This is a genomic window from Amycolatopsis sp. QT-25 (genome assembly GCF_029369745.1).
Taxonomy (GTDB): Bacteria; Actinomycetota; Actinomycetes; order Mycobacteriales; family Pseudonocardiaceae; genus Amycolatopsis.
The window spans coordinates 1,320,063-1,343,907 of sequence record NZ_CP120210.1; the positions used below are offsets into that span (position 1 = coordinate 1,320,063).

General features: G+C 68.8%; 21 protein-coding genes. 15 read left to right on the forward strand and 6 right to left on the reverse strand.

All coding sequences use genetic code 11. The features are described 5' to 3' along the window. Positions 1-132: 132 nt before the first annotated feature. Positions 133-1,335: a cytochrome P450 gene (locus tag P3102_RS06455; RefSeq protein WP_276367344.1), complete on the forward strand. Its 1,203-nt coding sequence runs from the start codon at positions 133-135 to the stop codon at positions 1,333-1,335. A gap of 5 nt (positions 1,336-1,340) precedes the next feature. Beyond that, entirely contained in the window at positions 1,341-1,520 is a 180-nt protein-coding gene (locus tag P3102_RS06460; RefSeq protein WP_276367346.1) for a ferredoxin, read from the forward strand. Between the two features lie 59 nt (positions 1,521-1,579). Here P3102_RS06460 and P3102_RS06465 read toward each other — a convergent pair whose 3' ends face one another. After that, a complete protein-coding gene (locus tag P3102_RS06465) occupies positions 1,580-2,131 on the reverse strand; it encodes a snapalysin family zinc-dependent metalloprotease (protein WP_276367347.1) in 552 nt (183 codons plus the stop codon). A gap of 137 nt (positions 2,132-2,268) precedes the next feature. Between P3102_RS06465 and P3102_RS06470 the strand changes: the two genes are divergently transcribed. The 6 genes from P3102_RS06470 to P3102_RS06495 all read left to right on the forward strand — a co-directional run bounded on the left by P3102_RS06470 (position 2,269) and on the right by P3102_RS06495 (position 9,151). After that, positions 2,269-4,887 carry a P-loop NTPase fold protein gene (locus tag P3102_RS06470; protein ID WP_276367349.1) on the forward strand — a complete coding sequence of 873 codons (2,619 nt, stop codon included), beginning with the start codon at positions 2,269-2,271 and terminating at the stop codon, positions 4,885-4,887. 37 nt (positions 4,888-4,924) lie between these two features. Further along, positions 4,925-6,679 carry a substrate-binding and VWA domain-containing protein gene (locus tag P3102_RS06475; protein WP_276367351.1) on the forward strand — a complete coding sequence of 585 codons (1,755 nt, stop codon included), beginning with the start codon at positions 4,925-4,927 and terminating at the stop codon, positions 6,677-6,679. Between the two features lies 1 nt (position 6,680). Further along, complete coding sequence (locus P3102_RS06480; RefSeq protein ID WP_276367352.1) at positions 6,681-7,193, forward strand: hypothetical protein; 513 nt, start codon at positions 6,681-6,683, stop codon at positions 7,191-7,193. 50 nt (positions 7,194-7,243) lie between these two features. After that, on the forward strand, positions 7,244-7,609 hold the full coding sequence (locus P3102_RS06485; RefSeq protein WP_007034234.1) for a hypothetical protein: 366 nt from the start codon (positions 7,244-7,246) through the stop codon (positions 7,607-7,609). Positions 7,610-7,638: 29 nt separating this feature from the next. Then, entirely contained in the window at positions 7,639-8,340 is a 702-nt protein-coding gene (locus tag P3102_RS06490) for a Crp/Fnr family transcriptional regulator (RefSeq protein ID WP_125785789.1), read from the forward strand. 121 nt (positions 8,341-8,461) lie between these two features. Beyond that, positions 8,462-9,151 carry a hypothetical protein gene (locus P3102_RS06495; RefSeq protein ID WP_276367358.1) on the forward strand — a complete coding sequence of 230 codons (690 nt, stop codon included), beginning with the start codon at positions 8,462-8,464 and terminating at the stop codon, positions 9,149-9,151. Positions 9,152-9,366: 215 nt separating this feature from the next. Here the strand turns inward: P3102_RS06495 and P3102_RS06500 are convergent, their stop codons facing one another. From P3102_RS06500 to P3102_RS06515, 4 genes are all read right to left on the reverse strand, one after another. Then, a complete protein-coding gene (locus P3102_RS06500; RefSeq protein ID WP_276371018.1) occupies positions 9,367-10,812 on the reverse strand; it encodes a DUF1996 domain-containing protein in 1,446 nt (481 codons plus the stop codon). Positions 10,813-11,120: 308 nt separating this feature from the next. Further along, positions 11,121-12,632 carry a tripartite tricarboxylate transporter permease gene (locus tag P3102_RS06505; RefSeq protein WP_276367360.1) on the reverse strand — a complete coding sequence of 504 codons (1,512 nt, stop codon included), beginning with the start codon at positions 12,630-12,632 and terminating at the stop codon, positions 11,121-11,123. Continuing rightward, positions 12,632-13,129, reverse strand: coding sequence for a tripartite tricarboxylate transporter TctB family protein (locus tag P3102_RS06510; RefSeq protein WP_276367361.1), 498 nt, complete (start codon positions 13,127-13,129; stop codon positions 12,632-12,634). The genes P3102_RS06505 and P3102_RS06510 overlap by 1 nt, the downstream gene beginning before the upstream one ends. Beyond that, positions 13,126-14,094 (reverse strand): tripartite tricarboxylate transporter substrate-binding protein, encoded by a 969-nt coding sequence (locus P3102_RS06515; RefSeq protein ID WP_276371020.1) that lies wholly within the window; start codon positions 14,092-14,094, stop codon positions 13,126-13,128. Before P3102_RS06515 ends, P3102_RS06510 begins: the two co-directional genes overlap by 4 nt. Before the next feature lie 132 nt (positions 14,095-14,226). On the opposite strand from P3102_RS06515, the gene P3102_RS06520 reads away from it, so the two are divergent. Further along, on the forward strand, positions 14,227-15,774 hold the full coding sequence (locus tag P3102_RS06520; RefSeq protein WP_276367363.1) for a sensor histidine kinase: 1,548 nt from the start codon (positions 14,227-14,229) through the stop codon (positions 15,772-15,774). Continuing rightward, positions 15,771-16,445 (forward strand): response regulator, encoded by a 675-nt coding sequence (locus P3102_RS06525; RefSeq protein ID WP_276367364.1) that lies wholly within the window; start codon positions 15,771-15,773, stop codon positions 16,443-16,445. The genes P3102_RS06520 and P3102_RS06525 overlap by 4 nt, the downstream gene beginning before the upstream one ends. Here the strand turns inward: P3102_RS06525 and P3102_RS06530 are convergent. After that, positions 16,442-16,993 carry a TetR/AcrR family transcriptional regulator C-terminal domain-containing protein gene (locus P3102_RS06530; protein WP_276367366.1) on the reverse strand — a complete coding sequence of 184 codons (552 nt, stop codon included), beginning with the start codon at positions 16,991-16,993 and terminating at the stop codon, positions 16,442-16,444. The genes P3102_RS06525 and P3102_RS06530 overlap by 4 nt on opposite strands. 92 nt (positions 16,994-17,085) lie before the next feature. Here P3102_RS06530 and P3102_RS06535 point away from each other — a divergent pair, with 92 nt between their 5' ends. The 5 genes from P3102_RS06535 (at position 17,086) to P3102_RS06555 (ending at position 23,834) form a co-directional block, all read left to right on the forward strand. Further along, entirely contained in the window at positions 17,086-18,441 is a 1,356-nt protein-coding gene (locus P3102_RS06535) for a DHA2 family efflux MFS transporter permease subunit (RefSeq protein WP_276367368.1), read from the forward strand. A 92-nt stretch (positions 18,442-18,533) separates the two neighbouring features. After that, entirely contained in the window at positions 18,534-19,736 is a 1,203-nt protein-coding gene (locus P3102_RS06540; RefSeq protein ID WP_276367369.1) for an ROK family transcriptional regulator, read from the forward strand. Positions 19,737-20,098: 362 nt separating this feature from the next. Next, positions 20,099-21,322 (forward strand): ROK family transcriptional regulator, encoded by a 1,224-nt coding sequence (locus P3102_RS06545; RefSeq protein WP_276367371.1) that lies wholly within the window; start codon positions 20,099-20,101, stop codon positions 21,320-21,322. Further along, complete coding sequence (locus P3102_RS06550) at positions 21,319-22,821, forward strand: sugar ABC transporter ATP-binding protein (protein ID WP_276367372.1); 1,503 nt, start codon at positions 21,319-21,321, stop codon at positions 22,819-22,821. Before P3102_RS06545 ends, P3102_RS06550 begins: the two co-directional genes overlap by 4 nt. Continuing rightward, complete coding sequence (locus P3102_RS06555; RefSeq protein ID WP_276367374.1) at positions 22,818-23,834, forward strand: ABC transporter permease; 1,017 nt, start codon at positions 22,818-22,820, stop codon at positions 23,832-23,834. Before P3102_RS06550 ends, P3102_RS06555 begins: the two co-directional genes overlap by 4 nt. Positions 23,835-23,845 lie beyond the last annotated feature (11 nt).

Genomic DNA, 23,845 nt, shown 5'->3' on the forward strand with positions numbered 1-23,845 from the left:
TCACCGGCAAGACCGTTGCAACGATTTCCAGAAATCTACCAGCAAAGACGCCGAAATGGCCAGTCCAGAGCTTTGAGCGATCTGTAAATGCAACGTAGCCTTCGAGCAGCGGTAAAACTGGGAGGAACACCAATGACCACGTCGGTACCCCATCTCACGGAATTGCCCCTCGAACGCCCGAAGGGCTGCCCGTTCGACCCGCCCCCCGAGCTCGGCCCGCTGCGCGACGAGCATCCGCTCGTCCGGCTGACCTTCCCCGATGGGCACGAAGGCTGGCTCGCGACCGGCCACGCGATCGTCCGCGCCGTCGTCGCGGATCCGCGGTTCAGCGCCCGGCAGGAGCTGATGCACACGCCGCTGCCGGGCGCGGCCGCGATGGCGGAAATGCCGCCCGCGGCGCCGGGGATGTTCATCAAGATGGACGGTGCGGAGCACGCGCGGTACCGCAAGCTGCTCACCGGCAAGTTCACCGTCCGCCGGATGCGGCAGCTCACCGAACGGGTCGAGCAGGTGACCGCCGAGCATCTGGACGCGATGGAGCGGCAGGGAACGGCGGTCGATCTGGTGCCCGCCTTCGCGCAGCCCATTCCGGCGCTGATGATCTGCGAGCTGCTCGGGGTCCCCTACGACGACCACGAGTTCTTCCGCCGCAACGTCGCGCCGTTGAACCGGCCGGACGCGCCGCTGGAGGAACAGGAAGCCGCCATGAACGCGCTGGGTGGCTATCTGTACGAACTCGTCGTGGCGAAACGGGCGGAGCCGACCGACGACATCCTCGGTGAACTGGTGACCACGGACCTCACCGACGAAGAACTCACCGGCATCGCGTTCCTCTTGCTGGGGGCCGGTCTGGACACCACGGCCAACATGCTGGCGCTGGGCACTTTCGCGTTGCTGTGGCATCCGGACCAGCTCGCCCTCCTGCGCGAGGACCCGGAAAGCATCGACGGCGCGATCGAGGAACTCCTGCGCTACCTGACGATCGCGCACACGGGCGTCCGCACCGCGCTCGAAGACGTCGAGATCGGCGGCCAAATCGTCAAGGCGGGGGAGGTGGTCGCGCTCTCGGCGGCGGCGGCCAACCGCGACCCGCTGAAGTTCCCGGAACCCGACCGGCTGGATGTCCGCCGCAACGCCGCCGGGCACGCCGCTTTCGGGCACGGGGTGCACCAGTGCCTCGGCCAGCAGCTCGCGCGTGTGCAGATGAAGGTCGCCTTCACCGGGCTGCTCGGCAGGTTCCCGGCGCTGCGGCTGGCCGTTCCGGCCGACGAGATCCCGCTGCGGACGGACTCCGACATCTACGGTGTGTACGCGCTCCCGGTGACCTGGGGCTGATCGCGATGAAGATCGAAGTGGACCGGGAACGTTGTGTGGGCGCCGGAATGTGCGTCCTGACCGCGCCCGAGGTGTTCGGGCAGGACGAAGAAGACGGCAGGGTCCGGTTGCTGGACCCGGAGCCGGCCGGGATCGGCGACGCCGCGCAGTCGTGCCCGGCGGCGGCGATCACGGCGGCCGGCTAGGCCGCGGTCATCCAGGCGAGGCCAGGGGGTACCGGGGCGGGCACCCCCTGGCCCGTGGATCAGCCGACCTCCGCGAGGACCTTGCCCGCGTCGGCGCTCTGCACGGCGGTGCCGGCGTAGAGCTGCTGGACCCTGGCCTTCTCCTGCGCGTTGGGGTTCACGCTCTTGCAGCTGACCCCACCGGTCGAGCCGGACATCAGCGACGAGCACGGGCCGGGCTTCACGTCGGGGAGGCCGAGGCTGTGCCCGAGTTCGTGGGAAGCGATCCGCGGCGTGTAGTAACCCTGCTGGACGGCCTGCCTGCCCATCCACACGGTGACCGTGCCGCCGGGGCGGACGGGGCCGAGGGTGGCGCGCGGCCAGCCGTTGTCGGCGACGACCCGGATGTTGACCCGCTGCCCCGGCGTCGCCTTCACGATGCGGACGTTGGTGACGTTGGTGTTCCAGACGTTGACGCCGGCCGCCACCGCGTCCTTGAACTCCGCGGCCTGGCTGTCGTCGTAGGTCAGGGTGGTCGCCATGATCTCGGCGGCACCGGCGGAGGGTGCCGAGAGCACCGAGATGGAGAGCGCGGCGCCGGTGAGCACCGCGGCGAAGGTACGTCGAAGCACGTTGAACTCCTCGCGTTTAAGGCGTGCTGGAATTTCGGAGCAGTGTCGACCTTGACCCTTTCGAGGCGCTCGGGGTACCCGCCGATAGTCGCCTGTCGTTAACCATGATCTTGACGCGACCGGAAGACTGTGCGGTTATGACCACGGCGCGTTTCACCGGACACGAAGAACCGATCCTCGCCGTCGCGGTGCGGGGAAACAGGCTGGTCACCGGGGGTGCGGACGGGACGGTGCGGGTCTGGGACCTGGAGACCGGCGCGCTCCGGTTCACCTTCGGCGGGCACGATCGGCCGGTGCTCGCGGTGGGCATCTCGGGTCAGCACGTGGTCGGTTGCGATGGGGCGGCGGTGCGGCGCTGGCGGATCGCCGGTCGCGAGGCACAGCCCCCGGAGGTCCAGACCACCAAGCGGACCGTCGCCGTCGCGCTGGCGAACGAATTCGCCGTTTCCGGCACGGGCAGCACCGTCGAGGTCCGGCGGCTGGACGGCGTGACGGTGCGAGGGCTCCGCACGGGTGGCCCGGAGATCGAATCGGTCGCGGTGACCCCGGACGGCCGGGTCGTCGTCGCCGGGGACGACACCGGCGGCGTGCGGCTGTGGGACAAGGAAGTCGTTTCCCACTACCGGTTCGGCGGTGTGGGCGCGGTCCACGTGGTCGCGATCTCGGCCGACGGCGGGCACGTGCTCTCCGGCGAGGGCGAGACGGTCCGGTTGTGGGGGCGCAAGGGCGAGCCGGCCCTCGTCTTCCCAGGGCACGGCGGAGCGGTGCGGGCACTGGCCTTCAGTCCGGACGGCAAACTGGTCCTCTCCGGCGGTTCCGACGGCGAGGTCCGCGTCCGCGAGATCGACGACCCGGCGGGCTACACCCTTCTCAAGGGACACCGGGGGAACGTCCGCGCGATCACCTGCACCGCGGGCGGTGAGAAGATCGTCACGGTCGGGGACGACCGCACCATCCGGGTGTGGGATCGCTTCGGCAACCAGATCGACGGCACCGGTTTCGTCGAGCCCAAACCGGGCCGGGCGCGGCCGAGGATCACGCCCGACGTCGAAAGCCCGGTCGACCTGATCGGTTTCCACGACGACGTGCGCACCCTCGCCGCGGTCATCGCCGACCGGGAGACCAGTCCGCCGTTGTGCGTCGCGCTGCTGGGCCCGTGGGGTTCCGGCAAATCGAGTTTCGTACGGCAGGTGAGCGACCGGGTGGCCGAACTGGCCCGCCGGTCCCGCGGCGACGCCGCCAACAGCGTGTTCGCCGGTGAGATCCGGCAGATCCGGTTCAACGCCTGGCAGTACCACGACGACCATCTGTGGGTCGGGCTGGTGGACCACCTGTTCCGGAACCTGGGCGCGCCCGAAACACACGCGGACGCCGGCGAGGTCCGTGCCGAACGCGAAGAACTGCGGACCCGGCTCGCCGGCCTCCGTGCCGTCAAGGCGGATTCCCCGCTCACCTGGCGCTGGCGGCTCCTGGTGTCCGGAGTGGACCGAGCGGAACGCCGGCGGCGGAGGCTCACCGTCGCGGGTTACGCGGTCGCCGGGGTGCTCGGCATCACCGCGGCGATCACCGGCTGGGCCTTGTGGCACAACACCATCCTCGCCGTGGCGGGTGCCGTCGTCGCGCTCGGCGCCGTGCTGACCCCGGCGCTCACCACCGCCAAGGCGGCTCTCGCGCCGGTGAAGTCCACTTTGGACAAACTGCGATTCGACGTCGACAAACGCGCGGAACGGTTCGAAACCGAGGTCCGGGAAACCGAGGAACGGCTCCGGCGGCTGGACGCGGCCACCCGGCTCGGTGAACTGATCGAGGAGGCGAGAACCGGCAGATACGGGGACCAAGGGGTTTTCGCGCGCGTCCGGGAAGATCTCGTGAAACTGAGCACCGATCTGGCGGAAGCGCGCCGGGAATGGCAACTGGCCGGAGGCGCCGGCCGGCCGCCGCTGGAACGGATCGTGCTCTACATCGACGACCTCGACCGCTGCCCGCCGGCCAAGGTGATCGAAGTGCTCGCCGCGGTGCACCTGCTGCTGGCCCTGCCCGCGTTCGTCGTGGTGGTGGCCGTCGATCCGCGGTGGTTGCGGCGCTGCCTCGACCAGCACCACGAAGAGCTGTTCGGCACCGGGGAAGCACGGCAGGCGGAATACCTCGACAAGATCTTCCAGATCGTGTTCGCCCTGCGCCCGATGGGTGCCGCGGCGGACGAACTGATCGACACCCTCATGCCCATCGAAGCACCGGAACCGGCGGCGTCGGAATACGAAGAATGGCCGGAGGACGGGGACCGGGCCGAACGCGGTGAGACGGCGGAGGTCGTCGTCGAGGAAACGGCCCCGCCGACGTTCTACAACATGCGGCCGGATCGGCTGCGGCTCACCGAGGTCGAACGCGCTTTCGTCCACTCGCTGCGGAAAAGGCTGAACACGCCGCGCGAGATCCGGAAACTGGTCAACCTCTACCGGCTGGTCCGCATCGGCATCCCCGACGCGGAACTGACCCGGTTCGTCGGCGGTCCCTATCGCGCGGTGCTCGTCCTGCTGACCCTGCTGGTCGCCGATCCGGACGCCGCACGCTCGACTTTCGCCGCCCTTTCCGCCGGGGAATCGTTGTCCGGCGCCTTTCCACCTGAATGGCGGCTAGACGCCGAATCCTTCGATGATCTAGAGGTCTATCGGAATTGGGTGGGCACCCTCGCCCGCTTCAGTTTCGAAACCTACGATCTCGTGACCGAGGAGACGGAACCGGGAACCGCGTTGTAGCTACACTTGCCCGCTACAACGGCTAGGGGGGCGGCGCATGCGGAGATCAGGCTGGCTTTCGCTCGTCTTCGGCGCGCTCGTCGGGACGCTGGTGATCGTTCTGCTCGCGACCACGGTCACCGCGCCGTCGAACGCGGCAAGGACCGACTGCGTCCGGTTGGTCACCAGTTCCTCCACGGAGAAGGGCGACCTGATCGCCGAACTGGCCGAGCGGTACAACGGCACCGGCCGGACGTTCGACGGCAACCGGTGCGCGAAGGTGGAGGCGTTCAAGAAGACGTCGGGGGCCACCCTCGATCTCCTCGCCGAGGGCTGGAACGACATCGACGAGCGGCAACCCGAACCCCAGGTCTGGCTGCCGAGTTCCTCGCTGTGGCTCGATCTGCTGCGCCAGCGCGGCAAAGGAGACCTGATCGCGAGCGGCCCGAAGACCTCGCTCGCGACGAGCCCGATGGTGATCGCGATGCCGGAGCCGATGGCCAGGGCCATGGGCTGGCCGTCGAAGGGCATCGGCTGGCGGGACGTCCTCGAAGTGAACCGCAAGGGCGGCTGGGCCTCCACCGCTCCCGAGAACGCGAAGTGGGGCAACTTCACGCTGGGCAAGGACAATCCGCGCCGGTCGACCTCGGGGCTCGCCGCGACCATCGCGACCTACTTCGCGGCGACGGGTGGCGACTACGGCAAGATCGACACGGCGGAGACCGTCCAGTTCGTCCGCGGGATCGAGGCCTCGGTCGCCTACTACAGCGACGACTCGGTGGCCTTCCTGAAGACGCTGTACGAAGAGGACCAGAAGAAGCCCACGCCTTACATCAGCGCGATGGCGATGCAGGAACAGATGGTCTACCTGTACAACCACGGCGCGCCGACCGGGGATCCGAAACGGCTGCGGAAGGATCCCGCCCCGCTGAACCGGCCGCTCGTCGCCGTGCACCCGAGCGAGGGGACGATGCTGATCGATCATCCCTTCCTGACCACCGCCAAGGCGTCGCCGGAACAGCGCGCGGCGGCCAAGGACTTCTACGACTTCCTGCGGCAGCCTCCGCAGCAGGAACGGTTCCGGGACCTCGGCTTCCGTGACCCGGCGGGCCGCGGGAACGACAAGCTGGCCAAGGGCGTGCACACCGAAGGGGTCCCTGAACCCCGGCCCATCGAGATCCCCATCGGTGACCAGATCCAAAAGATGCTGGACGGCTGGGAGTACACGCAGCGGCGCGGCCGGATCCTGCTGGTGCTGGACCTTTCCGGCTCCATGAACGAACCGTTCGACAAGAACCGCAAGGACAAGCCGTACTCCGAAAGCCGGATCGCCCTGCTGAAACCCGCGATCCGCGAACAACTCGGGTACCTGCATCCCGAGGACGAGGTCGGGCTGTGGACCTTCTCGGACCGGTATGAGGAAAAGATGCCGATCGGCAAGGTGAAGGACGTCCGGGGCCCGATGCTCGACCTCGTCGACAACCTGACCCCGAAAGGGAATACGGCGTTGTACCAGACCGTGATCGCGGCCAACGAAAAGATGCGCCGCGAGTTCGACCCGAACCTCATCAACGCCGTCGTCTTCCTGACCGACGGAGAGAACACCGAGCTCGGGACCAGGGAACAGGTCCTGCAGAACGTCGACGCCGAGCGGCTGGACAACTCCGTCCGGATCTTCACCATGGCCTACGGCGCGGAGGCGGACAGCCGGGTGCTCGACGAGATCGCGCAGAAGTCCAAGGCCCGCGGCTACCAGGCCGTCGACCCGTACGGCATCGACAAGATGTTCGTCAACGTGTTCAGCAACTTCTGACATGGCCGAGCACGACAATCGCCCGTTCCACGTCGTCGCGGTGGTGCTCGGCCTGATCGCCGGGCTGATCGGCCGTGCGGTGACCTCTCCGCATCCGGCGGCCTGGCTCTTCGGCGCGGTGGCCGTGCTGGCCGTGCTGATCCCGGCCGAAACCGCGTTCTTCGTGATGAACGGCAGGCGACCGAGGCCGCTGCGGGAGGTCCGCGCGCCGGAACCCGTCTCCGCCTACGACCACTTCAGCCTGCTCGGGCGGGCGCTGACGGCCATCGAAGCGGTGCGGCCGGGAGAGACGGAGCTCGTGGCGGTCTTCCGGCGGGCGGTGACGCAACTGGAGAGCCGGAAGGGCCGGAACACTCCCGGAGTCGTCGAACTGCGGGTGACGGTGAAGCAGACCACCGAAAAGCTGGAACGACACGCGCGGGACGAGAACCCTGATCCGGTGATGCTCGTCGAGCGGTTACGGCTGTACCGGGAAACGCTCGAAGAGGCCATCACGGCGGTCGAACCGGGGTGAGTGTTCGGTGCCGAACAGACTACGGCCGTGCGTCATGCTGATCTGGCAGCATGCCGTTGATCGGGCGCCGCGTTGTCGAGGGCGTGGAACATGTGGTCGTGCCGGTGGAGCACCGGTTCAGCCTGGAGGAAGCCGTGCTGGCGGTGATGGCCGCCAAGAGCACCGTGCGGCCCGCTCCGGGAATCAAGGTCGCTCCGCTGAAGGTTTCGGAGGTACGGTCAGCGCTGCTCTATGCGGCGAAGCACGCCGATAGGCGACACCAGATCGTGGACAGCTATTTCGTCGAGGCCGAAGACGGACCGTTGCACCGGCTGGCCGAGTGGATCAGATCGGAACTGGTCCGCCTGGGCATCTTCACCACGCACGACGGTTCCGCCGCCGGATCGGGTGGCCGATTCGGTTACTCTCCGCGATAGGTGTTCACGACTGCCTGGGAGGGTGTTTCGTGGGTTTGGGCCCGGAGGCCGCCGAAGAGAGAGAACGTCCGTTCCTGGAGCGGCTGGACGAACCCGTCCGTGCCCGGTTGCTGGAGATGGGCACCCCGCAGACCTACGAGAGCAGACAGGCGCTGATGCGGTCGGGGGAGCCCGGCGATTTCGTCATGTTGCTGCGGCACGGATATGTGAAGGTGACCAGCGCCGACCGGATGGGCGCGACGGTCATCCTCGACGTCGGGGTGCCCGGCGATCTGCACGGCGAAATCGCGGTGATCGCGGGCGGCATCCGGATGGCCGACGTGGTCGCCATCGAAGAAGTGCACGTCCGGCGCATCGCGGCGAGCGAGTTCAACCGGTTCCTGCTGGATCATCCGGCGGCGATGCGGGAGGTGCTCGTCAGCGTCGCCCGGCGGTTCGTGCTCGCCCAGCGGCAGCGGACGCAGTCCTGGAAACCGCAGGCGGTGGCGCGGGTCGCGACGCGGCTGGACTACCTCGTCGACGTCTGTGGCATCCGGACACCCGCCGGCTGGCGCATCGGGATCCCGTTGAGCCAGGACGAACTCGCGCAGTTCATCCCGATGGGCCGGACCATGGTCGCGCAGGCGCTGGACAAGCTCCGGAAGGCGGGAGTGGTGGCCAGTTCGCGCCGCGCGATCACCGTCCTCGACCGCGAGGCGTTGCGGGTGATCACGGAAAAAGGTGTGACTTAGCTCACTGGCGCTGATCGGCGCGACGTCACGTTTTGTTCGGTTCCGAACAGAACTTCCCGTGAGGAGTGGGAAGACTGCTTTCTGCCGCCAGTTTTCACCGATCAGGGGAGGGGTCGCAGAGATGCAGGTGCTGACCTCAGGCCATTACAACGCGCACACCCACGCCGTGCTGTCCGTCGACATCGTCGGTTCGTCCAAGGCCAGTGACGACCTGTTGGACCCGATGAAGAACGAGATGGAAACGCTGGTTTCCCGCTCGTTCACCGCGGTCGGCCTCGCTCCGGGGGAAGCGCGTCATTTCCGGGAGACCGGGGACGGGCTGATGGTCGCCTATCCGGACCACGCCGTCGGCCAGCTCTGCGAGGTCGTGTTCCATTTGGACCATCTGCTGCGGACCCGCAACCGCTACGCCAGGGTCCCGATGCGGGCGCGGGTGGCGGTCCACATGGGACCGATGGCGGACAACCACCGTTACCACCGCACGTACATCACGCTGACCCGGCTGCTGTGCGCCGCCACCTTCAACGACGCCGTGGGCTACTGGTGCCGGTCGGACCCCACGGGCGACAAGTTCGGCGCCGGGATGATCGTCTCGCAATCCGTGTGGCGCAACGTGGTCGAGCCGTTCGGCGTCGCGCTGGTCCCGCCGGCCCGCTGCGCCCGGATCAGTGTCACGACCCCGGATTTCGCCGACAGCGCGTGGATCCACCTGCCGGGCTTGGACGCGGAAGCGGTCCTCGCCGAACTGAACCCCGCTGTCGCGGTGCCGCTCGTCTTCGACCGGGTGAGCCGGTTGTCCACGACGGCCTGACCCAGACCGGGCGGTCCGGTTTCCAGGGAGGGAAAACCGTATCGCTCGCCGGTTCCCGGCCCGGTACCCCTACGCCGGGTCGGGAACCGGACCCCCGGCGCGGGGGGTGGGGGCGCGGGTCATCCCCGCCGCGCCCCCTCGCTGCCCGGTCCGTGAAGGCCTCCTTGAGAGACCCTGGGTCCATCGAGGAGGCCTTCACGGACTTGCGATCCGGGTCACTGACGGCAGCGCTTTCCGCTGTTGACGCACTTCACCAGCCGGTTCATCAACCGCTGCGACATGACGTTCGCGAAGTCGTCGTGGTCGGAGCGCGGGTTGTGCTTCTCCTGCGCGAAAGCGTCGACCGCGTAGTGGCCCGCCGCTTGGATGTCCGCCGGGATGTCGTACACCAGCGTGATCTTCAGCTGTGGCACGTTCTTGAAGCCACGCGGGCATCTCCCCTCGCGGTCGGAGAACACGATGTGCGTGCGGTGGTCGACGCTGTCGGTGTTCTTCCCGTCCCAGCAGTTCGGGAAGGCGTGGATACGGGCGACCTTGCTCCCTTGCGGACAGATCGGGTACAGCTCGGTGAGCCGGTCCTCGAAGCCGGTGCAGGTCCAGCTGGGCCGTGCGTTGGCCGGGCCGTTGGTGCTCTGCTTGGCGTCGCCGTAGAGCACACGCAGGAATTTCGGCATCGCGACCACCCGGCGGGCACCGCCGCTGGTGAAGGTCAGGTCGACCTTCTCGGCGCGCTGGATCTCGCCTTCGTTGTCGCCGATCTCGTTGTTGTCGTCGGCGCCGGGCAGGTCCGCGGCCTTGCCGTCGGACTTCTTCTTTTCGGCGTCGCCGGCGGCGTTGACGTTGCTGTTCTCGCCGCCGTTGTCGAGCCCGCCCTCACCGTTCTGCTTCACCGCGCAACCGGCGAGCTGGTCTTCGTTCTTCGCGACCGGTTTGCCCGCCTGACGCAGGGTGTCGGTGATCTTCCGAATCGACGGCTTGCGTTCGTTCTTCAGTTCGCCGAGCACCCGGTCCGCTTGTTTTCCCTGCGCCAGCTGGTTGTTCGCGTTGTCGGAGTCCTGGTCGAGCTGGTCGAGGTTTTCGTCGACCGCGGGCATGGCCTGGTCGGGGACCTCGCTGAGTTCGTCGAGTTCGCTGGCGACGTCGGGGCAGTCGACCTGGGCACCCGCCTCGTCCTCGACCGCGTTCGCCCGGTCGGCGGCGAGTTTCTCCTCGTTCGCCGCCTCGTTCTCTTCCTTCTCCTCGGTGTTGATCCGGACGACCGGCCAGAAATACGCGGACTTGTCGCCGTTCTTGCAGGTCGTGCCCGCACGCAACAGGCTCTTGTTGTTCGAATCCGCGTTGGTCGACAGGTTTCCGACGTAGTCGTGGAGGTGCTCGGCTCCATTGCGGACACCGGGCTGGGCGATGAAGTTGTCGCCGTTGAAGTGGCCGTTCTCGTTGCGGCCGCAGTCCACGGTGAACGTTCCCCGTGCGCCTCGGTTCGCGAGGCCGAGGTTGACGTTGGTGCCACGGGGGACCTTCGTGATGTCGATGAAGAACGACTTGTCCGCGCCGTCGGCCCTGGCCGCGCCGGGGGTTCCGGTGGTGGTGACCACGACGATCCCGCCGACGGCGAGGGCGAGCGCGAGGCCGCCGGTGGCGACCTTGGTGCGTCGTGCCATGCGGTGGCGACCGGCGGTTTTGAGGTTGCGGGGCATGAACTTGTTCACCTCGTTCGGTGTCGTTGCCCGGAGCCCGGGGAGGTGGCGCCGGCACCGCCGACGTCACTGACTCCGTGTTGGCTGAAACGGCCCCGAAGTGAGCACGGTTCAAAAAGCGATCTCGCCGTTATCTTTTCGTTACCTTCAGTGGAGGTGGCAAGCGATGTCCAGAACAAGGCCGATCGGCCCCCGCAAGGCGAGCGGAGTGAGGCACACCGTCGCCGGCGTTCCCCGGCTCTCGTTGACGTAAGCCGGGCCCGGTCAGCGGGTCAGCCGTCCACCTCGTCCTTCGGTTCCGCCTCGGCGGGACGGGAAGGCAGCAACCGCTTGAGCACCGGGAAGAACACGATTCCCAGGATGATCACGTAGACCACGATCGCGAACGGGGTGTCGACCAATCCGCTCAGGCTGCCGTCGCTCAGTTGCAGCGCGCGCCGCATCTGCTGTTCGGCGGCCGGGCCGAGGATGACGCCGATGATCGCCGGCAGCACCGGGAGGCCGTAACGGCGCATCGCGAAGCCGATCAGGCCGATCACGAACATCACGAGCAGATCGAAGATGTCCGCGTTGACCGCGTACGCGCCGACACTGGCGAAGAACAGGATGCCCGCGTAGAGGTACGGCCGCGGGATCCGCAGCAGCTTCGCCCACAGCGGCGCCAGCGGCAGGTTCAGCACCAGCAGCAGCGTCAGTCCGACGAACAGCGAGGCGATCAGGCCCCACACCAGCGAAGACTCCCGTTCGAACAGCAGCGGACCCGGCTGGATGCCGTACTGCTGGAACGCCGCGAGCATCACCGCCGCGACCGCGGTGGTCGGGAGGCCGAGCGTCAGCATCGAGACCAGCGTCCCGGCGGCGGAGGCCGAAGCCGTCGCTTCCGGGCCCGCGACGCCTTCGATGGCGCCCTTGCCGAACTCGTCCTTGTGCTTCGAGAGCCGCTTTTCCATGACGTAGGAAAGGAACGTCGGGATCTCCGCGCCACCGGCGGGCACCGCGCCGAAGGGGAACCCGATGAGCGGCCCGCGCAGCCACGGCTTCCACGTCCGCTTCAGATCCGCGCGCGAAAGCCACGGCCTGCCGACCGGGATCGGCTCGAACGCGGTGCGCCGCAGATGCGCGGCGACCCACAGCGACTCGCCGACGGCGAACAGCGCCACCGCGACGATGACGACGTCGACGCCGTCGGCCAGATGCAGCGAGCCGAAGGTCAGCCGCTGCTGGCCGGTCATCTCGTCCAGTCCGACCAGGCCGATGGTGAGCCCGATCAGCAGCGACGCCACCCCGCGGATCCGGGAGCTGCCGAGCACCGAGGTGACCGCGATGAACGCCAGCACCATGATCGCGAACAGATCCGGCGCGCCGATGTCGACGGCGTGTTTCGCGATCACCGGGGCCAGCACGACCAGCGCGATCGTGCCGAGGATGCCGCCGACGAAATGCCCGATCGCGGCCGCCGCAAGCGCTTGCGCGCCGCGCCCCTTGCGGGCCATCGGGTTGCCGTCGATGGCCGCGACCACCGCCGCGCTCTCCCCAGGGGTGTTCAGCAGGATCGACGTCGTCGAGCCGCCGAACATCCCGCCGTAGTAGATGCCGGCGAACATGATGAACGCGCCGGTGGGCTCCAGCCCGTAGGTCACCGGGAGCAGCAGCGCCACCGCCATGGCCGGGCCGATCCCCGGCAGCACGCCGATCGCGGTCCCCAGCAGGACCCCGATCGCCGCCATCGCGATGTGGGTCGGCGTCAGTGCGGTACCGAAGCCGTCGATGAGCTGCTGAAGCATCAGAACACCTCCATCAACGGGCCACCGGGGAGCGGGACACCGAGCAGGTTGTTGAAGATCAGGAAGGTCGCGACGGACAGGCCCGCCGCGATCAGCGGGTCACGCACCGGGTTGCGGCTGCCGAGCGCGTACGCCGCGCCCCAGAACAGGATCGCGCCCGAGATCGGGAACCCGACCAGGCCGATCAGCGCCGCGTTGGCGAGGAAGGCACCGCACAGCACCAGGACCGTGCGCAGGTCGGCGGGCGCGGCGAGGTCGATGTCCTCGCCGCCCTCGGCCTCGCCCTTGCCGCCGCGCAGCACGTCGCGCGCCAGCAGCACGGCGACGATCACCAACAGCGAGCCGACCAGGATCGGCACCGCCTTCGGCCCCACGGGACCGCGCTGGGCGAAGTCGGCGGGAATGCTCAGCGCGTCGGTGAGCACCAGGACGCCGAGTACCACGAGCCCGACGCTCACCCCGAGTTCGGAGCGCTCCTTCAGCCACGTGGTCGTCATGCCAGACCCAGCTCTTTCAGCACCGTTGCCACTCGAGTGTTCTCCTCTTCGAGAAACGAACCGAACTGCTCCCCCGGCGCGAACGCCCCGGTCCATCCGTTGCGCTGCAAGGCCTCTTGCCACTGCGGCGTCTTCTGCAGCCGGTCGAACAGGCCGACCAGCTTCGCGCGGTCCGCCTCGGTGATGCCGGGCGGAGCGACGATGCCGCGCCAGTTGGTGAACTTGACGTCCACACCGGACTCCGCGAGCGTCGGCGCGTCGATGCCGGGGATCCGCTTTTCGCTGGTGACCGCCAGCACCCGGAGCGTGCCCGCCTGGATCTGGTCGCGGTACTCGCCGACCCCCGAGACCCCGAACGCGACCTTGCCGCCGAGGACCGACGCGAGCAGCTCGCCGCCGCCGTCGAACTGGACGTAGTTGACCGCCTTGGGCGTCAGGCCGACGGCCTTCGCCATCAGCATCGGCGCCAGGTGGTCCGGCCCGCCGGGGGAGGAACCGCCGCCGACCTGGACCGCGCCGGGATCCTTCTTCCACGCCTCGACCAGCTGACCGATGTTCCGGTACGGCGAGTCCTTGCCGACCACGACGATGTCCGACTCTTCGATCAGCTTCGCCACCGGTGTGGTGTCGAGCAGCGAAGACGGCGACTTGTTCGTGAACACGCTGCCGACCACGCCGAGCCCCATGGACATGACGAGTTTGCCGTTGCCGCGTTCGGCCACCGTGCGGCCGAGGCCGACCGTGCCACCGGCGCCGGGGAGATTGAAGACCTCCGCGTTGCCGAGCAGGTCCGCGTCCTCCATCGCCTTGGTCGCCGTGCGCGCCGTGATGTCGTAACCGCCGCCGGGCGCGTTGGGCACGAGCACCCGCAACGAACGGATCTGCGAGCCCTCGTCGGCCTCGCTGCCCGGGGTGAGCAACGGTGGCACCAGCAAGACGGCGACGAGCGCCGCCGCGATGGCCAGCCAGTTACTGGGCTTCACTGTGATCCCTGCCTCTCTGCCGCGTGGTGGGACATGGTGCACTCGTGCGCACAGGGATGTCCCGCTTGCGGGCCCAATGGTTGTTGTGGTCGTTTTGGTCACGCGGAGGTGGCGATGGGTGCTCGGGGTTCCTTGGCCCGCCAGCTCCTCGTGTGGCAACTCGTGGTCGTGACCTGCCTACTGTGCGCGGTGGGCGTGCTGGCCGTCGTCCAGGCGGGGAACAGTTTCCGCACGACCGAGGGACGCCGGGCGCTTTCGGTCGCGGAGAGTGTCGCCGCCCAGGGGGTCGTGGGCGACCTTTCGAACAGCCCGTTCGAACTGAACGCGCCCGCGGAGACCGCGCGGAGCTTCTCCGGGGTGGATTTCGTGGTGATCGCCGGAGCGGACCGTTCCGTGCTCGCGTCACCGGATCCGGGTCAGGTGCGGACGCTGCTCGACATCGGGGAGAGCACCGTCCTCTCTGGACGGTCCTGGGTCGGCGAACTTGACGGGTCGATCGTGGCGCACGTCCCGGTGCTCGACGAAAAGGGCGGCAAGGTGGTCCGCATGGTCGCGGTGGGCTCGAAGTCGCCCGGCTTCTTCGCCGGGGTGCTCGACTCGCCGGACAACGCCCTGCGGGTGCTGGGTGTCGCGCTGGTGATCGGCGTGAGCGGTTCGCTGCTGCTGGCGCGGCGCGTGAAAAACCAGACGCTCGGCCTGGAGCCGCACGAGATCACCGCATTGGTGGAGAACCGGGAGGCGCTCCTGCACGGCATCAAGGAGGGCGTCGTCGGCCTGGACCCGCAGCACCGGATCACCCTGGTGAACGATCAGGCCCGCGAGCTGCTGGCGTTGCCGTCGGACGCCGTCGGCCGGTCGGTCGAGGACCTCGACCTCAACGAACGGATCCGCGACCTGCTCACCGGCCGGGCGACCGGCGCCGACCAGATCGTGCTGCGGCAAGGGAAGGTACTGACGCTGAACCGGATGCCGATCGACGTGCGGGGCGCCGTGGTCACCCTGCGGGACCGCACCGACCTGATGACCCTGCGGGACGAACTCGACGCCAGCAAACACGCGACCGACACGCTGCGGGCGCAGGCGCACGAGTTCAGCAACCGGCTGCACACCATCTCCGGGTTGCTGGAACTCGGGGAGTACGAAGAGGTTCGCGGCTATGTCAGCCGGATCAGCTCGGCGCAGGGGGAGTGGCGGGCCGAGGTCGGTTCCCGCATCGGCGACCCCGCGGTGGCCGCCCTGCTGATCGCGAAGGCGTCGCTGGCCGCGGAACGCGGGGTCGGCCTGCGCATGGCCCCCGACAGCGAACTCGACCGGGTCGAGGACGGTCTTTCCACGGATTTGGTGACAGTGCTGGGAAATCTCGTCGACAACGCGCTGGACGCGCTGAGTTCGGCCGAACAGGGCGGCGAGCGTGGCTGGATCGAGGTCGGCGTGTGGCAGGAGGAGGACGAAGTGCGGGTGGAGGTCCGCGACTCCGGGCCGGGAGTCGCCCCGGAGATCGCGGAAGAAGTGTTCGAGCACGGCTTCACCACGAAGGCCGCCGCGCACGGCCAGCGTGGTCTCGGGCTCGCGTTGATCCGGCAGGCGTGCGTGCGGCGGGGCGGTTCCGTCGAGGTGCGCAACTCCGGCGGCGCGGTGTTCACGGCGAGGCTGCCGCGATGATCCGGGTCCTCGTCGTCGACGACGATTTCATGGTCGCGAAAGTCCACAGTGGATACGTCACGCGCACGGAGGGTTTCGCCGTGGTCGGGGTCGCGCACACCGGCGCCGACGCGCTCCGCCTGACGCGGGAGCTGAAACCGGATCTGGTGCTGCTGGACGTCTATCTTCCCGATCTCGACGGGCTTTCGGTGCTGCGTGAGCTGCGCGCCACCGAGGACGTCGACGTCATCCTGATCACCGCCGCGACCGACGTGGAGACCGTGCGGCAGGCGATGCGGGGCGGTGTCCTGCACTATCTGATCAAGCCGTTCGAGTACGCGTCCCTGCGGGATCAGCTCACCCATTTCGCGTCGCTGCACCAGCGGCTGGACCGGCTGGCCGAGGCGGGCCAGGCCGACGTCGACCAGGTCTTCGGCTCGCGGCCGAGCGCGAAACCCGTACTGCCCAAGGGGCTCACCGTCCAGACCGCCCGGCTGGTGGAGACCGCGCTACGGGGCGCGGCCGGCGGGATGTCCGCGAGCGAATGCGCCGAGGCGACCGGCGTCGCGCGGGTGAGCGCGCGCCGGTACCTGGAGCATTTCGTGGCGACCGGAAAGGCCGAGGTGACCCTCAAATACGGCGGGACGGGGCGGCCCGAGCGGCGCTACCTCTGGTCCCGACCCCGCAATTAGTCACCTACTTGCGTAGCCGGCCGGGCGCGGAGCCCGGCGATCAGGCGCGCGAGGCCGTATTCAAAGGAGGCGGCCGGATCCTCTTCGTGGTCGCCGTCGGTGTTCTGCTGTTCGTCGATCGCGCAACCGAGGGTGTACCGGCTGATCGCGAGGATCGCGTGCGTCGCGTCTTCTTCGGTGAAACCCGCCTGCCGCAATGGTTTGATCAGGGGTGTCATCGCCGAACGGCCGGTCGGCCGGGAGCCGGCGTGCAGGCGGGCACCGTCCCGATAGGACAGCAGGGTGCGGCGGATGGTGCGGGCCCGCCGGGCCAGCCACTCGCCCCAGTCCTCCATCGCCGCGGGATCGTCGAGCGGGGCGAGCTGATCCTCCAGCATGGTCTCGGCCATCTGATCGAGCAACGCCTGCTTGCTCTTGAAGTGCGTGTACAGCGCGGGACCCTGCACGCCGAGCTTCTCCCCGAGCTTGCGCAGGCTCAATCCGTCCAGCCCGACCTCGTCGAGGAGTTCGAGCGCGGCTCGAACGTAGCCATCCCGTCTCACGACCATGCGCACACCTTCGCCGGTCCGTGTCGGACTTGACAACTCGGGCGAATCTTATCAGTGTTAAGATCTTAACGACGATAAGAAGTGGTGATCGGATGACCGGAAGTACCTGTGAAGACCGGATCACGCCGGGGTTGTGGGGGATGGCCGCGATCCTGACTCTCGGCGGCTTCCTGTCGATGTTCACCTCGACCGTCGTCAACGTCGCGCTCGGCACGATCGCGGCCGGGTTCCGGGCGTCGCTCGGTACCGCCCAGTGGATCGCCACCGGCTATCTGCTCGCGCTCGCCGCGATGGTGCCGGTGAGCGGCTGGGCGTGCCGCCGCTTCGGGACGACCCGGGTCTGGCTGGTGTGCGTCGGCCTGTTCGCGGGGCTTTCCGCGCTCTGCGCGACGGCGACGTCGATGGAGGCGCTGATCGCTTTCCGTGTTCTGCAAGGCGCGGCGGGAGGGTTGCTGGTTCCGGCGGGACAGATCCTGTTCGCGGTGACGGCGGGGCCGAAGCGGCTCGGCCGGATGATGGCCGTGCTGAGCATCCCGATCTACCTCGCACCGGTGCTCGGCACCCTGTCCGGCAGTGTGCTCGTCGAGCGGTTCGGCGCGCCGTGGCTGTTCCTGGTGAACGTGCCGCTCGCCGTGCTCTGCCTGCTGCTGGGCCGGAAGTGGCTGCCGAGGGAGAACCCGGTCGGCGCTCAGCCGTTGGACTGGCGCGGTTTGGCTCTCACCGTGGCCGGTCTGCCGTTGCTCGTGTACGGCTTCGCCGAAGCCGCCCCCGTCCCGGCGGTCGCGGGCGGTGTCCTGCTCGCCGTCTTCGCGGTCACCGCGCTGAGGTCACGAGCCCCGCTACTCGATCTGAGGCTGTTCCGCGGCAGCGCGTTCTCCTCGGCCGCCGCCGTCGTCTTCGGCATGGGGGTCGCGTCGTTCGGGGCGATGATCGTCCTGCCGCTGTACTACCTCGAAGTCCGGCACGAGAGCCTCCTCGCCACCGGACTGCTGACCGCGCCGCTGGCACTCGGCACGGTGCTGGCACTTCCGCTCGCGGGCAGGTTGACCGACCGGATCGGCGGCGCGCGGGTGATCTTCGCCGGGTTGATCGTCACGATCACCGGAACGGTGCCGCTGGCGTTGCTCACCGGATCGGACAGCTACTGGTGGCTGTCGGCCGTGCAGGTCGTCCGCGGCTGCGGTATCGGATTGACCACCACACCCGCGCTCACCGCGGGGCTGGTGTCGGTCCCCCGGGACCGTATTTCCCACGCGATGCCCCTTTTCGCCATGCTCCAACGGATCGGCGGATCCTTCGGCACCTCGATCCTCACCGTGCTCGTCTCCGCCGCTCCGGGGACCACGGCGGTCATCGCGCACGCCCACTGGTGGATCGCCGGGATCACCGCGATCGTGCTGATCCCGGCGTGGCTGCTCGTCCGGGCCGAATCGTCCACAGTGGACTAGGTGCTCCAGTGGGTTTGTTCCCGCCCGATGCGCCCCGAAGGTTCCGAGTGGCCTTCGAGACACTGAGTGGACAACGCCGTAGGCTCAGGTGAATGAGCACGGCATCCACCACGGAGCATCCGATGGTCGAAACCCGGCACCAGACCCAGTTGCTGACCCTGCTGCGGGACGAGGGTCCGATGTCCCGGGTCGAACTGGGGGAGCGGCTGGAACTGCCCCGTGCCAGGGTGGGTGCCGAGGTCGCGCGCCTCGCCGAGGTCGGCCTCGTCGAAACCGCCGGTCCGTCGGCGAGCCGGGGCGGCAGGCGGTCCACGCTGGTGCGGCTGGCGGGCGACCTGCGCGTGCTCTCCGTCGACGTCGGCGCGACGTCGGTCGGGGTCGCCCTCACCGACGCTTCGTGCGAGGTGCTGGTGCACACCGTCGAAGACTGCGATGTCCGGCAGGGGCCGCACGCCGTGCTCAACCGTGTCGCCGCGCTGGCGGAGAAGATCCGCGAAGAGGCGCCGGGCAAGCTGATCGCCGCCGGGATCGGCCTCCCCGGGCCGGTGAGCTTCGCCGAGGGCATGGCCGTCGCGCCGCCGATAATGCCCGGCTGGGACCGGTTCTCCGTACGCGACCATCTCGGCGGGCTGCTGGGCTGCCCGGTCACCGTGGACAACGACGTGAACTCGATGGCGCTCGGGGAACGGCACGCCGGGGTCGCCCGCTCCAGCGACGACCTGGTGTTCGTCAAGATCGGTACCGGTATCGGCTGCGGCATCGTGCTGGGCGGCAAGGTGTACCGCGGCGTCGCCGGCACCGCGGGCGACATCGGGCACATCCGGCTCGACGACTACGGGCCGACCTGTGTCTGCGGTGAGACAGGCTGCCTCGAGGCGTACTTCGGCGGCGCCGCGCTGGCCCGCGACGGGCTGACGCTCGCGCGCAGCGGCCGGTCGGCGTACCTCGCCGACGTCGTCGCGGACCGCGGCGTGCTCACCGCCCAGGACGTCGGCCGCGCGGCGGCTTCGGGCGACTTCGGCGCGGTCAACCTGATCCGCGACGGTGGACGGCGGCTCGGGCAGGTGGTCGCCTCGCTGGTGAGCTTCGTGAACCCGGGCATGGTCGTGATCGGTGGTGGCGTGGCGCAGCTCGGGCATCAGTTGCTCGCCGAGATCCGCAGCTCGGTGTACCGGCGGTCGCTGCCGCTCGCGACCGGGAACCTGCCGATCGTGCTGTCGGAGCTGGGGGACACCGCCGGGGTCATCGGGGCCGCCTGGTCCGCCACGGACCGGGCCTTCACGCTGAGTAGCTGAGCGCCCCTCGCCTACGACCCCCGCCCGTGCAATGAAGGGGCCTTTCAGCGCAAATTTTGCAATGAAAGGCCCCTTCATTGCACGCGGCAGGTGCGCGCGGGGGTGGGGACGGGGGTGAGTGCAGAGAGCGCTCCCGTGACCCCTCGGCGGCACGTTGAGCACTCACCTGATTTCGATGAGTAACGTCAAGATCGTGCAGACTTTTGTTTAAAAAGTACAAAAGTCTGCGTGGTTTGGGACGGCTATTCGGGTGACGGCCTCTATTTCTGTCTTGTTGTCACCTTGACGGGTGACAGGCGCCATCCTACTTTCGCTGGCTAAGTAACAAAGTTTGTTACCGCCAACTCGTAAGTGGGGGATGTGTGACCGCGACCGAAGCCGGGCAGCTCGACCCGGTCAGCCCGCGCACGGCGAACCTCGCCGCGCTCCTGCGGGCGTTGCGGGCGGGGCCACTCTCGCGCACCCAGCTCGCGGCGCGCTGCGGGCTCACCAGGGCGGCCGTCTCCGGGTTGACCACCGAGCTGTCCGAGCGTGGTCTCGTCCGGTCCGCCGGACTCCGAGGTGGTGGCAACGGCAGGCCCAGCCAGCTGGTCGAGCTGAACGGCGCCAGCGCCTGCGGGCTCGCGCTCAGTGTCGAAGCCGACCGCTTCGCCGCCGTCGTCACGAACCTCGACGGCCGCGTCGTCGCCGAACGCGCCGAGACCGCCGACGTCGCCGCGCTCGGGCTGCACCGGAGCATGGACGAGCTCGCCTTCCTCGCCCGGCGGACGCTGCTGGACGATCAGCCGGTCGGGGTCACCGTCTCGGTGCCAGGACTGGTCGACTCGGCCGCCGCCGTGCTGCGGTTCGCGCCGACCCTGCGCTGGCGCGACGCCGAGATCGCCGACCTTCTCGCCGCCCGGCTCGGCCTCCCGGTCGCCGCCATCGCGGTCGACAACGAGGCCAACCTCGGCGCGATCGGCGAGGCCGTCGACGGCGTCGGCCGCGGCGTGCGGGAACTCTTCTACCTCAGCGGCGGGCTGGGCGTCGGCGGCGGACTCGTGTCCGCCGGCGCGATCCTGCGCGGGGCACGGGGTTTCGCCGGCGAGGTCGGGCACATCACCGTCGACCCGGCAGGCGAGCAGTGCCCGTGCGGCCGGGTCGGCTGCCTGGAGACCAAGGCCGGGCTCAACGCCGTCCTGCGCGGTGCCGCCTCACCCGGTGACCCGCTGCACGATCCCGCGCTCGGCGTCGACGGCCGGGTCGGGCTGCTCAAGCACCGCGTGCGGCGCGGTGACCAGCGTGCCCTGGCGGCGGTCTCGGAACTCGGGACCGCGCTCGGCGTCGCGGTGTCCACCGTGGTCGATGTGCTCGACCCGGACGTCGTGGTGCTCGGCGGCTACTTCGCCGAACTGGGCGAATGGCTGGTCGAGCCGGTGCGCCGCGAACTGTCCGCGCGTCCGCTCGGGCACGAGCCCGCCTGCCGCGTCGAACCGTCGCCGCTGGGCACCACCGCCCCGCTGCGCGGCGCCGCGTATCTCGCCGTCGAACGGCTTTTCGCCGACCCGACGCTAGTTCCCGCCACGGCCGAGGAGGCTCCGGCATGACCCTGTTATCCGTCCGGGGGATCGTGAAGACCTTCCCGGGGGTGCGTGCGCTGGACGGGGTCGACTTCGACGTCGAACCCGGCGAGGTGCACTGTCTGCTCGGCCAGAACGGCGCGGGCAAGTCCACGTTGATCAAGACGCTCGCCGGGGCCCACCGCCCCGACGGCGGCGAGATCTCCTGGCAGGGCGAGCCGGTCACGCTGCCCTCGCCGGTCGCCGCGCTGAAGATCGGCATCGCGACCATGTACCAGGAACTCGACCTGGTGCCCGGGCTTTCCGTGGCGGACAACATCTTCCTCGGCCGTGAGCGCGCGTCGTTCGGCTTCACGCGGATCAGCGAGTCCCGGACCAAGGCCGCGCGGCTGATGGCCCGGCTCGGACATCCGGAGATCGCGCCGTCGACCGAGGTCGGCAAGCTCTCCGCCGCCGGTCAGCAACTGGTCTCGATGGCGCGTGCGCTCGCATACGACGCGAAGCTGCTGGTGATGGACGAGCCCACCGCGGCGCTGGCGGGGGAAGAGGTCGACAACCTGTTCCGCATCGTCGGGGAACTGACCGCCGAGGGCGTCGCGATCGTCTACATCTCCCACCGGCTCGAAGAACTGCGCCGGATCGGGCACCGCGTCACCGTGCTCAAGGACGGCAAGACCGTCGCCACCGGTCTCGACGCCAAGGAGACCCCGACCGCCGACCTCGTCGCGCTGATGGCGGGCCACAAGGTCGAAACCGTGTTCGGCCCGCGCCACCAGGAGCACGTGGACCCGGACCACGAGGTCCTCAAGGTGGAGAACCTGACCACCGTCGGCGAATTCGAGAACGTGAACTTCACCGTGCACGCCGGTGAAGTCGTCGGCATCGCGGGTCTCGTCGGCTCTGGCCGCAGTGAACTGCTGGAGACGATCTTCGGTGCCCGCAAGCAGGACGCGGGTTCGGTGTCGGTCGACGGCGAACCGGTCCGGCCGGGCAGCGTGTCCGCGGCGGTCAAGGCGGGGATCGGCCTGGCGCCGGAGGAACGCAAGAGCCAGGGGCTGCTGCTGGACCTGCCCGTGGTGCACAACGTGACCCTGGCGAGCCTGAGCAAATACGCGACGTTCGGATTCACCGAGCGGGGCAGGGAACTCGACGACGCCGGGGAAAGCCTGCGGCGGCTCGATCTCCGTCCCGCCGACCCGCACCGCGTCATCCGCACGCTGTCCGGCGGCAACCAGCAGAAGGCGGTGCTCGCGCGCTGGCTGGTCCGCGGCTGCCGGGTGCTGCTGCTGGACGAACCGACCCGCGGGGTCGACGTCGGCGCGCGGGCGGAGTTGTACCGGCTGATCGAGGAGCTGGCCGCGACCGGTGTCGCGATCGTGCTCGTCAGCAGCGAGATCCCCGAAGTACTCGGCCTGTCCGACCGGGTGCTGGTGCTGCGTGAAGGACGTGTCCTGGCTGAAAAGCCGTCTGCGGAGCTGACAGAGGCGGATGTGCTCGACGTGATTCTCGAGGGGAGTGCGGCGTGACCGACCAAGCCGAATCGGTGCGCACGGAAACCGCCGTGGAAACCGTGCCACCGAAGAAGAACGGATTCAAGTTCACCGCCGACCCCCGGCTGCTCGGGCTGACCGGTGTGCTGGTGATCCTGTGCGTCGTCGGCCAGGTGACCCGGCCGGACCAGTTCCTCACCGACGGGAACATCTCCACGATCCTGCGGCTCGCCGCGGCCATCGGGGTGGTCAGCGTCGGGATGACGTTCGTGATCATCGCCGGCGGCATCGACCTCTCGGTCGGGTCGATCGTGGCGCTCTCCAGTGTCTGGCTGACCACGCTGGCCACCCAGTCCTACGGCCCGTTCGTGATGATCCTTTGCGGACTCCTGGTCGGCCTCGGCTGTGGGCTGATCAACGGGATCCTGGTCTCCTACGGGAAGATCGTGCCGTTCATCGCGACACTGGCGATGTACGTCTCGGCCCGCGGGCTCGCGGAGCGCATCAGCGGCCGCCGCACGCAGGTGGTGGCGGAGGCGGGTTTCCTGGACTTCTTCCGCGGTGACCTGCTCGGCATCCCCGTGCTGATCTGGATGTTCGCGCTGGTGTTCGTAGTCGGCTGGGTGCTGCTGAACCGCACCACGTTCGGCCGCCGCACCTTCGCCGTCGGCGGCAACGCCGAGGCTTCGCGGCTGGCGGGCATCAACGTCAAGCGGCACACCGCCCTCGTCTACGGTGTCGCCGGCCTGTGCTGCGGAATCGCCGCGCTGATGGTCGTCGCCCGCACCACCGCGGGCGCCTCGACCAACGGCATGCTCTACGAACTCGACGCCATCGCGGCGGTCGTCATCGGCGGCACGCTGCTCACCGGTGGCCGCGGCTCGCTCATCGGCACCCTGATCGGCGTGCTGATCTTCACCGTGCTGTCCAACATCTTCACGCTCAACAACCTGGACACCGACATCCAGAACATCGCCAAGGGCGTGATCATCGTGCTGGCCGCGCTGCTGCAGTTCCGCTCCGTGAAGAAAACCAAGACGAGTACTTGATCACCGTGGAT